A 10790-nucleotide genomic window follows, 5' to 3' on the forward strand; every position below is an offset into this window, starting at 1 on the left:
CCGCGGCCCCGGCCGCCCCCGCCGGCGCCGCGGCGGGCACGGCCTCCGGCGGGACCTCCGCCGGTGCTGCCTCGGCCGGCGCCGTGACCTCGGCCGGCTTCACGGCTCCCGTCACCGGCGGGATCTCCACGCCGTACCGGCTGGCGGGCGGCATGTGGTCCAGCGGCTACCACACCGGCGTCGACTTCATCGCCGCCTCCGGCACCACCGTCAAGGCGGTCGGCGCGGGCACCGTCGTCTCCGCCGGCTGGGGCGGCGCGTACGGCAACGAGGTCGTCATCCGGCACGCCGACGGGCACTACTCGCAGTACGCCCACCTGTCCCAGCTGTCCGTCTCCGTGGGCCAGAGCGTCACCGGCGGCCAGCGGATCGGCCTCTCCGGCTCCACCGGCAACTCGACCGGCCCGCACCTGCACTTCGAGATCCGCACCGGCTCCGGCTACGGCTCCGACGTCGACCCGCTCGCCTACCTCCGCTCGAAGGGCGTGACCATCTGACGGCGGCGGGGTAGCGGCAGCGGCAGCGGCTTCGACTGAGGTCGCGGCTGCGCCCGGGGACACGTGAGGCCAGGGCCCGAGGGGGGTCCTGGCCTCACGCGCTGTTATTCCGCGCCCGTCGGGTGGTATAGATCACGGCCCGTCAACCCCTTCCTACGGTGGCGTAGGTCACGTCGAGCGGTGAAGGATGTGGTCCCGTGGCAGTGACGACAGAGACGACTACGACGACGACAACGACGATCAGCTCGACCTTCCGGCCCATCGGCTCGTACGCGGCGATCGGCGACAGCTTCACCGAGGGTGTGGGGGACCCGGGTCCCGGGGGGAGCTTCGTCGGCTGGGCCGACCGGCTCGCCGTACTGCTCTCCGACCAGCACCCGGAGGACAGCTTCCGCTACGCCAACCTGGCCGTGCGCGGCCGGCTGCTGGACCAGATCGTGGACGAGCAGGTGCCGCGGGCCAAGGAGCTCGCGCCGGACCTGGTGTCCTTCTGCGCCGGCGGCAACGACATCATCCGGCCGGGCAGCGACCCCGACGCGGTGGCCGAGCGGTTCGAGGCGGCCGTCGCCGACCTCGTCGGCTCCGTCGGCCGGGTGATGATCACCACCGGCTTCGACACCCGCGGGGTGCCGGTCCTCAAGCACCTGCGCGGCAAGGTCGCGACGTACTCGGCGCACGTGCGCGCCATCGCCGACCGCTACGACTGCCCCGTGCTCGACCTGTGGTCCCTGAAGTCCGTCCAGGACCGCCGGGCTTGGGACGACGACCGGCTGCACCTGTCGCCCGAGGGCCACACCCGGGTCGCGCTGCGGGCCGCCCAGGTGCTCGGCCTCGACGTCCCCGCCGACCCGGACCAGCCCTGGCCGCCCCAGCAGCCGCGCGGCTCGGCCGAGGTCACCCGGGACAACATCCACTGGGCGCGCGAACACCTCGTACCGTGGATCGGCCGACGGCTGCGCGGCGAGTCCTCCGGCGACCACGTGGAGGCCAAGCGCCCGGACCTGCTGCCGCTGTAAGAGGGGCCGGAGGGCCGGCCGGGCCGAACCGGAACCCGTCCGGCCCGGCCGAAGGCGGCACCGACTCGGCCGGTCGGCGCACGGTCCGTGGGGGTGGGGCGGAATCCGGTCGGTCCGTGGGGGGCGGGGCGGAATCCTGACGGACCGGTGTGCGTTGGGTACGACGTAAGCCCGCAGGGACCACCCTGCCCCCACCTCCCAGGAGGCGCCTTGACCGGCTCCCGTCCCCTGCGTCCGCAGCTGCGCGCGATGCGGCCCGAAGCCTTCGGCGCGGACCCGTCCGGCGCCCGCCTGGAGCGGATCCGCCGCTCGCCGAACTTCGCCGACGGCGTCTTCCAGAACCCCGTCGGGGCCCGGACCAGGGCCGCCGGGTCGATGCGGGAGTTCGCCAAGATCTACTTCCACAAGGAATCGCGGCTGCGCCGCAGCCCCGGCGCGCCCATCCCCGTACACCCGACGACGCTGGCCGACCTCGCCAAGCCCCCGGCCACCGGGCTGCGGCTGACCTGGCTGGGCCACTCCAGCGTGCTCGCGGAGATCGACGGGCGCCGGGTGCTCTTCGACCCGGTGTGGGGAGAGCGGTGCTCTCCCTTCCCCTTCGCCGGACCCAAGCGGCTGCACCCCGTACCGCTGCCGCTGGCCGCCCTGGGCCCCGTGGACGCCGTGGTGATCTCGCACGACCACTACGACCACCTCGACATGCCGACCGTCAAGCAGCTGGCCGGCACGGACACGGTCTTCGCCGTCCCGCTCGGCGTCGGCGCGCACCTGGAGCGCTGGGGCGTCTCCGCCGACCGGCTGCACGAGCTGGACTGGAACGAGACCACCCGGATCGCCGGCCTGTCACTGACCGCCACCCCGGCCCGCCACTTCTGCGGCCGCGGCCTGCGCAACCAGCAGCACACCCTGTGGGCGTCCTGGGCGGTCGCCGGCGACGAGCACCGCATCTTCCACAGCGGCGACACCGGCTACTTCCCCGGCTTCAAGGACATCGGCGCCGAGCACGGCCCGTTCGACGCGACGATGATCCAGATCGGCGCGTACTCGGAGTACTGGCCGGACATCCACATGACCCCCGAGGAAGGTCTCCAAGCGCACCTTGACCTGCAAGGATCCAAGCCGCACGGTGTGCTGCTCCCGATCCACTGGGGCACCTTCAACCTGGCCCTCCACGCCTGGGCGGAGCCGGGCGAGTGGACGGTCGACGCCGCGGAGGAGGCCGGCCAGCCGGTGGCGCTCCCGCGCCCGGGCGAGCCCTTCGAGCCTGCCGGAACACTGCCCGTGGATCCCTGGTGGCGCCCGATCGCGCGCCCGATCGCCCACCCGTGGCGTCGTCCGAAGATGGCCGAACCGGTGCCGAGCGAGCCTCCGGTCGGCGATCTGGACCTGGCCGGCGAGCGGTGACGGCTCCCTTCTTCGCACGGGTCACCCCGTATGGTCGTGCACACGCGGACCGTGCGACTTTCCAGCGGCAGGGCGCCAGATGATCGAGTCGATCCCGGCGTCTCGCGTAGTCACTGATCACCAGCGCCCGGGGGCTCCACCGCCAGGGCGTGCCCGACGTGTCTCGAGATGGAACAGACGGTTTGATCACGGAGTCTGTGGCGGGAGTGTCGCCCCGGATGGCGGCACCCGAACGGGAACCCTGTTCGATTGACCAAGCCCGCTGAACGGAAAGCGGAAGCCTTCTCAGGTCACCCCCACCGAGCCGGGCAAGCCAGCTGGGCAGCTGGCCGGGGGCGAAGTCGTTGCTGAAGACCTCCGGGCGTCGGCCGCAGCGGTAGACGTCCTCCTTGATGCTGCCGTGCGGCCGGAACTCCAGGCCGTGCAGCAGGGTCTGGTAGCCGGGACTCGCGGTGGAGACGACCAGCCGCCTGGTGCCCACGGCCTGCCGGAGGATGTAGCGGAGCAGTTGGGCGTGGACCGCCGGGTCGGCGCAGTACGCCGCGCCGAGGAAGAGTCCGCCGGCGGCGAGTTCGTCGGCGTGCTGCTGGAGCAACGGTTCGGTGGAGTCCGCGGTGCGCTCGCCGACCGTGAGCAAGCTCGCCAGGCCGACCGGCCTGCCGTCTGCGTTCCGGACCAGGTGGAAGGCGGAGATGTCGTCGGCGGCCCGGCGCTCGGCCATCCGGTCTGCCCGCCGCGGGTCGAAGCCGCCGGCGAGGGCCCACTCGCGCATCAGCCGACCGATGTGGTCGGCATCCCCTGCAGTCGCGGTACGGAACTGCGAGGAGCGCTGCGTCGCCGGGAACAGTTCCTGCCGCAGCAGCGGATCGCCGGTCAGGAAGACTCCCTGTTCGACCAGTTCGGCGCGCTCAACCGGATCTTGGGCGTGCTCCAGCAGCGCGATCCGGTATCCGGCGGCCCGGGCGCGGGCGGCCTCGTGGTCGCCCGGCTGCCGCCACCGGTAGGCGAGTTCGATCACGTGGCGGTACGGCTCGTCGAGCGCCAACCCCAACCGCCCACGGGTGACGATGCTCAAGTCCGCGAGCGCCGTGAAGAGTTCGGGCCCACCGGCCAGCAGCTTCTCGTCGGCTTTCCCGACAGTGGCGAGCAGCCGGAGGACATGATGCCGGCGTCGGCCGGGGAGTTCCCGGGCGAGCCGTTCGACGATCTCGGTGGCGAGGTGGTCCGCCACCGCCCCGGGCGCGGATGCCGGAGTCCCGGACCGCAGCGCCCGGTGCACGGCCTGCGCGAGCAACGGCAGGCCGCCTGCCAGGCGTACGGTGAGCTCGCGAGCCTCGATGCCCTCGTCCCCTTGCCCGGCTCCGGCTCCGGCTCCGACCATGAGGTCGTCGTCGGGCAGGGGCGGGACCGTCACGGTGACGGCGTCCGGGGGCCACTCGTCCAGGCGGCCGTGGAGCGGGCGGCGGCTCACCACCAGCAGCCGAGCGGCGGCGCCCAGCGCCTCGCGCACGGCCTCTCGTCCGCGGGGCCCGTCCGCGCTGTCGAGCACCAGTAGTCCGCCGAGCGGAGAGGGATGACCCCGCCACAGGGCGGCGGCCTGCGGACGGTCGAGATCGACGGCACAGGCCGCGTCCAGCGCGGCGGCGAGCCGCGACTTCCCGACGCCCAGCGGACCGGTCAGGTTGACCAGCGGGTGCGCGGCCACAGCCGACCGCAATTCCTCCAGGACGGCCGACCGCGACCCGTGGATTTCACTCATCCCGCACCCGAACCCCTCATGATCTTCACCGGCAGCGGCAGGACCATACCCAGCCGACCGCCCAGGCGTCCGGCGATCACTCAGACTGCTTGCAGGGCAGGAGGGTTGAGACTGTCGTGAGACTGCGGCAGCCCGTCCGGTCGGTAGCGTCATGCCCGCCGGATCCGGAGGGGGAACACCCCTTCCGGGACCGTATTTGGCAGGTACACCTCACTTGCGATCCGCCACTGGAAGGAACAACAATGAAGTTGGCCCGCACATTCGCGGCGGCCCTCATGGCCGTGATCGCGGCCTTGTTCGTGATGCCCTCCGGCGCCACAGCCGCCACCGTCGCCGTCGCCACGGTGCCCACCACGGACAAGTACTTCACCGGCGACGGCTTGGGCCCGTACAACCTCGTCCAGCAGATAGCCGTCAACTCGGCCTACGCGCAGGCCGCGGCGGAAGGCTACCCGGCCTCTCTCTGCCACATCACCCAGGGGCCCACGCCGCCCGCCTTGGTGTGGGGCGAGACGTACCAGTCCCTCGTGAAGATCCACTGCTTCCCGCCGCCGCCGGCGGGCTCCGGCCCGATCGTCGCCGTGCCCAACGGCAAGTGCGTGGACGTCAAGGACGGCAGTACCAAGGACGGTGCCATCGTCCAGCTCTACAACTGCCACGGCGGCAACAACCAGATGTGGGTCCTGGAGCCCGACAAGACCATCCGCTCCATGGGCCACTGCCTGGACGTCCAGTACGCCAAGACGGACAACGGCTCGCGCCTCGGCCTGAACTCCTGCCACGGAGCCGCCAACCAGCAGTTCGAGCTGCTGCCCGGCGGCAAGCTGCGCAGCGTCCACTCCGGCAAGTGTGTGGACGTGGTCAGCTTCTTCACTGCCACCCGCCTCGTCATCTGGGACTGCTCCGACGCCCGTCCGTACCAGAACTGGCGCGGCTCGGCCCTCGGCCTCTGAATCCCCGGACCCCCATGAGCACGGCCCCCGTCTCCCACCGGGGGCCGTGCCTCTGCGTCAGCGGCCCGCCCTGCGCCCGCACGACTCGTTGAACCAGCGGTCCACCCCAGGCCCCGTGAGGAAGGACGTCCCGTACGTGGCGCCCGAGGGCGGAACCTCGACGAATGCCCCCGGATGTCTGCTTCGCCGTTGGCGTTGGAAGCATCCTTGGATGCGGTCGGGAGCCTCGGACCTGTCCGAGGTCTCGAACAGGACGCACAGAACTGCAATGATCTGAGGGCAAAGACCATGCCCGGCCGCGTCGGTCGACCTGGTCCGATCCGCGATGGAGGAGAATCACCGCACAGTGCGCATCCCGTCCCGATCTGACCGGCGCAGACAGGCGTTCTTCGGTCAGGCCATCGCGTGATCATGAAGGTCGAGGGCCGAACGGCCGCGATAGAAGCGCTACTTGACACGGCGGCGAGACCCGTAGTGATCAACCTGACGGGTCCCGTCGGCAGCGGGAAGTCGGCGATCCTGGCCGAACTTGCCACTGGCGTGCCCGTGGTGGACGACATCCGCAGCGAGGACGATCTGGCGCGGCTCGCGCTCCCGGCCGGGGGTCCGGTCGTGGTGGCCAGCCGCCGTCCGCTGCCGTCGTACCGCGCGTGGCGTCCGGGGGTCGAGGTGATCCCCGTCGAAGCCGGGCCGTGGCCGGATGAAGAAATCGGCCTCCTGGTCGACAGGCTCGGGATCACCCATCCGCACCTGCGTGACGGCGTGCTGCGGCTCGCGGGCGGCAACGTACTGCTCGCCTCGGCTCTCTGCCGAGCCCTGCACGCCGCGCCGGGCGGCGTACCAGGCGCGCTCGACGCCGCCGCCGACGCCGCGGCGCGCGAGGTGTGCGAGCGGCTCGGGGACGAGGCGGCCGGGATCGAGCGGGCGCTGCTGCTGGTCGCGGCCGTGGGGCAGTGCGACGCAGAGCTGCTCACCCAACTCGGTGAGGACGGGCCGGTGTTCGGCCGTCTACGCGCGTGCAGCGTAGTCGTCCCGGGCGCGCTCGGACTGGCCGTGGCCGAGCCGTTTCGCACCGTCTTCGACCAGGCCCTGCGATGGCGCACGCCCGTGGCTTACCGCTCGGCGCGGACGCTGGCCGCCGCGCACCACACGAGGCTGATACCCGCCGAGCACAGTGGCGCCGCTCGAGGCGACCGGATGGCCGGATCGCTGTTCGCGTCGTTGGACGGGCCGGTGCGGCGGTTGTTCAGCCCGGTGACGACGCCCGTGCACGTCCGTCCGGCCCGCGCCGACGATGCGTCCGACGTCGGCCGGCTGGTGCGCGTGTGGGCGGAGCGCGGTGGCATGGACGTCCGGCGCTCCGAGCGGCTGCTCGGCTCGGTGCTGCACGCCGTGCCCGAAGGCGTGTACGTCGTGTGCGACCGGGAGGACCGACCGGTCGGACTCAGCAGCACCGCGCCGATTCGCGACGCGACCGTGGCGGTCCTCGAACCGCTGCTCCAGCAGCACGCGGACGCCGCGTCCGGCGGTGGGCTCTTCATCGGACTCGCGGTGTACGAGGAGCGGCAGGAGGCGGCCCGGTCGGCGCTCTTCCGGCACCTGCTGTCCAGCGCCGTCGGCCGGGGCCGGCTGGTCACCTCGACGCCCTCCCCCGAGTACCAGGCGCTCTACGAGCACGTGGGGGTCCGCGCGCACGGGCAGCTCCGCCACGACGTGTACGGCGGGGGCTCCGCCTGCCGGGTGTACTCACAGGACTTCGCCGGCGAAGGCGGCGTGCCGCCCTGGCTGGAGCGGCTCAGACCCCCGGCTCCGGCCCCGGTGCTGCCCGACGACGCGGCCTGGCTCAGCCGCCGCATCCGGGAGGCGCTGGACGGCCTGCACCGCCCGCAGCTGCTCGCCTGCAGCCCGCTGCTGCCCGTGGCCGGCGACCCGGCCGCACTGCGCGAACTCCTCGAATCCGGCGTGCAGCACCTGCTGAAGAGCACTGTCACGACGGAGGCGGAAGCCGGGCGCATCCTGTCGCAGTACTACGTGGAGCGGTGCGGCGGGCATGAGTTCATCGCGCTCCGGCTGCACCTGAGCCGGGCCACGTACTTCCGCAGACTCAACCAAGGACTCGCCCTGCTCGCCACCGTCGTCCTCTCCAGGTGCAGGCCGGTGACGAGCTGAAGTCGACAGGGTGTCCGCCAGCGGCTCCTGCGGGCCGGCGGACACCCTGTCCGTCTCGTCAGACGGGCAGGACCCACTGCTGGTTGGTGAAGCCGTTGCAGTCCCAAATGCCTGGATACCCCGTAGGGGGTCAAAATTCAGGAGCGGTCGACGCCGCGGAGGAGGCCGGCCAGCCGGTGGCGCTCCCGCGTTCCGGCGAGCCTCCACTCCGAATCTTTCGTGCGACCCCTTCAGATGCGGGCGATCACCCGTGTAGCGTTCCCGCGCTCTGCAGCATTCAGCCGAGTACAGCCGAAGAGTCGAATCGAACCGGAGACGACGACACATGCGTTGGTTTTCCGTAAGACGCAGAACGGCCACCGCCGTCTGTGCGGCGCTGCTTCTCGCCGCGGCCTCACCCGTCGCCGCGCAGGCCGGCGGTGGGAACGCGACGGAGGAACCCGTCTACGTCCAGAAGAGGTGGATGGCGGCCTTCAACGGAGCCCGTCTGTCGCCCACCGCCCAGGTGCTGCCCGGGGCCTACCGGGGTGCCTGGGAGCACATCAAGAACATGCCGGTGGACGAGAGCGCGTTCACCGAGGTCACCACGCAGCCGCTCAACGGTGACGCGCCCCACTACCGCGACCGCTCCGCCTCCAACTCCGGCGGCGGGTTCGGCCATTCGTCGGGACGCATCTCCGCCCTCGCCCTCGACCCGGACCGCTCCGGCGTGCTGTACGCGGGCGGCGCCAACGGTGGCGTGTTCCGGTCCACGGACGACGGGGCGCACTGGACGCCGATCGCCGATCACCTGCCGGCGCTGTCCGTCGGCGCGCTCGCCACCGGGCCCGACGGGGCGTTGTGGCTGGCCACCGGCGAGGCGACCACGGCCGCCGACAACTTCCTCGGCAGCGGTGTGTACCGGCTCGCCGACCCCCTCCACGACTCCTTCGAGGAGAGCGACCGCGTCGGCGGCACCGAACTGGACTCGTCCTCCATCGGCAGGCTCCGCTTCGACACCGAGGCCGGGTACGTCTTCGCCGCCTCCTCCCACGGCGTGTACCGGCGCGCCCTCGCCGCCCCGCAGCCCGCCGCCTGGGAGCGGGTCCTCGCGCCCTGCGCGGGTGTCGGCGTCACCGGGATCAGCTGCGGCGCGAGCAGCTTCTTCGCCGACCTCGCCAACGACCTGGCCGTCCAGCCCGGCACCGGCGGCAAGCGGCTCGTCGCCAACCTCGCCTGGCGCAGCGGCGCCGGCTACAACGGCTTCTACTACTCCGACGACGCCGGCACGACCTGGCGGCGCGCCAACCCGGGCGGCGCGATCAACCCGGCCGAGATCGGCAACGCCTCCTTCGCGTACGCCGCCGACGGCAGCCGCCTGTACGTGGTGATGGAGTCGCCCGAGCTCCTCAACAAGGCGACCGGCTCCGGCGCGTCCTCCTCGCTCGCGGGCGTGTACGTGTCGAAGAGCGGCGCGGTCGACGGCCCGTACAGCCAGATCGCCACCTCCTCGAAGCTGGCCACGAGCGGCTCCGCCATGAAGATCACGCGGATCGGCGCCGGCTACCAGCCTGGCACCCAGGCCTGGTACGACCAGGTGATCGGCGTCGACCCGGCCGACCCCGAGCATGTGTACGTCGGGCTGGAAGAGGTCTTCGAGTCGCGCAACGGCGGCTCCGACTGGCAGGCCGTCGGCCGGTACTGGAACTTCGGCCTCGACTGCTTCAGCTATGACCCCGCCCTTGACACCTGCGACGAGGACGTCATCCACCCCGACCAGCACGCGATGGTCTTCTCGAACTGGAAGGGCGGCACACCGGAGATCTACGTCGGCAACGACGGCGGCGTCTTCGCCCGCCCCCTCGCCCAGACCCCCGGCAAGGGCTGGCGCAACCTCAACAGGAGCGGGACGCTGCGCACCCTCCAGTACTACTCCGTGGGCGTCGGCGCTCTCCCCGGCGGACAGGGCGACGCCGTGTGGGGCGGCCTGCAGGACAACGGCGTCAGCCTCCAGGTGCCGCAGGGCGCCACGTACACGCACAACGGACACGTACAGCAGCTCAACCCGACGGGCGAGATGAGCGAGCCGTACGGCGGTGACGGCGGTGACCAACTGGTGAACCCGGACAACGGGTGCGAGACGGTCGGCGAGTACACCAACCTCGCGATGCAGATCACCCGCAACTGCGGGTACACAGCGAGCGTCGACGGCTCCGAGGACGTCATCACCGACATCGCCCCGGGCGACCCGGGCGCCCGCTTCATCGCCCCGTTCGGCGCGGACGGTGCGGACAAGGGCTACTGGGTGGCCGGAGGCCAGTACATCTGGGGCAACACCAAGACCTGGAACTCCACGTCCGGAGCCGACTGGGACCGTCTGTACGACACCGGCGCGGGGCACTCCACCACGGCCCTCGACAGCCGGAACCGGGTCATGTGGGCCGCCTGGTGCGGCTCCTGCAACCCAGGTGCGTCCTTCGGCCGAGGCATCGTCACCAACTACGGCGGCGCCTGGCACCAGGTGACCCTGCCCGCGGACTTCCCGAACCGCTACGTCGCGGGCATCACCATGGACCCGTCCGATGCCTCGGGCAAGACGGTGTACGCCGTCCTCAACGGCTTCTCCCGGCACTGGAACGAGGGGCCCGGCGCCGGCTACGGCCACGTCTGGCGCACCACCGACGGCGGCGCCACCTGGCAGGACGTCAGCGGCCCGGCCGAGGCCGCCGACTCCTTCCCGGACGCCCCGGCCAACCGCCTCCTGATCAGCCCGGACGGCACCCTGGCGGTGGCCACCGACCTCGGTGTCTTCACCAGCAACCCGTCGACCCCGGGCCACTGGAAGCGCCTCGGCCTTCCCGCCCTGACCGCCACCGGCAACCTCCCGACGGCAGCGGCCCTCCACCTGGCCCCGAGCCCGGACGGCCGCGAGCTGTACGTGGCCACCCACGGGCGCGGCATCTGGAAGACCGCGATGCCGTAACCGACCTCACGTGCACGACGTCGCCGCCCC

The 10790-nt window shown here is 72.0% G+C and carries 7 protein-coding genes; all 7 read left to right on the forward strand.

What is annotated here, in order from left to right; genetic code table 11:
• Positions 1-497 (forward strand): M23 family metallopeptidase (locus GPJ59_RS07885; RefSeq protein WP_219665740.1); only part of this gene is annotated, 497 nt, incomplete at its 5' end.
• A 203-nt stretch (positions 498-700) separates the two neighbouring features.
• Positions 701-1513 (forward strand): SGNH/GDSL hydrolase family protein, encoded by an 813-nt coding sequence (locus GPJ59_RS07890; protein ID WP_308120184.1) that lies wholly within the window; start codon positions 701-703, stop codon positions 1511-1513.
• Positions 1514-1762: 249 nt separating this feature from the next.
• The gene (locus GPJ59_RS07895) at positions 1763-2917 is read left to right on the forward strand and encodes an MBL fold metallo-hydrolase (RefSeq protein ID WP_374200804.1); all 1155 of its coding nucleotides are present in this window, start codon (positions 1763-1765) and stop codon (positions 2915-2917) included.
• 400 nt (positions 2918-3317) lie between these two features.
• Positions 3318-4472, forward strand: a complete 1155-nt coding sequence (locus GPJ59_RS07900) for a hypothetical protein (RefSeq protein WP_219665742.1) — start codon at positions 3318-3320, stop codon at positions 4470-4472.
• A gap of 446 nt (positions 4473-4918) precedes the next feature.
• Positions 4919-5629, forward strand: a complete 711-nt coding sequence (locus GPJ59_RS07905) for an RICIN domain-containing protein (protein WP_219665743.1) — start codon at positions 4919-4921, stop codon at positions 5627-5629.
• Positions 5630-6103: 474 nt separating this feature from the next.
• Positions 6104-7798, forward strand: coding sequence for a hypothetical protein (locus tag GPJ59_RS07910; protein ID WP_219665744.1), 1695 nt, complete (start codon positions 6104-6106; stop codon positions 7796-7798).
• Positions 7799-8261: 463 nt separating this feature from the next.
• Positions 8262-10760, forward strand: coding sequence for a glycosyl hydrolase (locus tag GPJ59_RS07915; RefSeq protein WP_219665745.1), 2499 nt, complete (start codon positions 8262-8264; stop codon positions 10758-10760).
• Positions 10761-10790: the final 30 nt, after the last annotated feature.

It is taken from the genome of Streptomyces bambusae (genome assembly GCF_019400985.1).
Lineage (GTDB): Bacteria > Actinomycetota > Actinomycetes > Streptomycetales > Streptomycetaceae > Streptomyces > Streptomyces bambusae_A.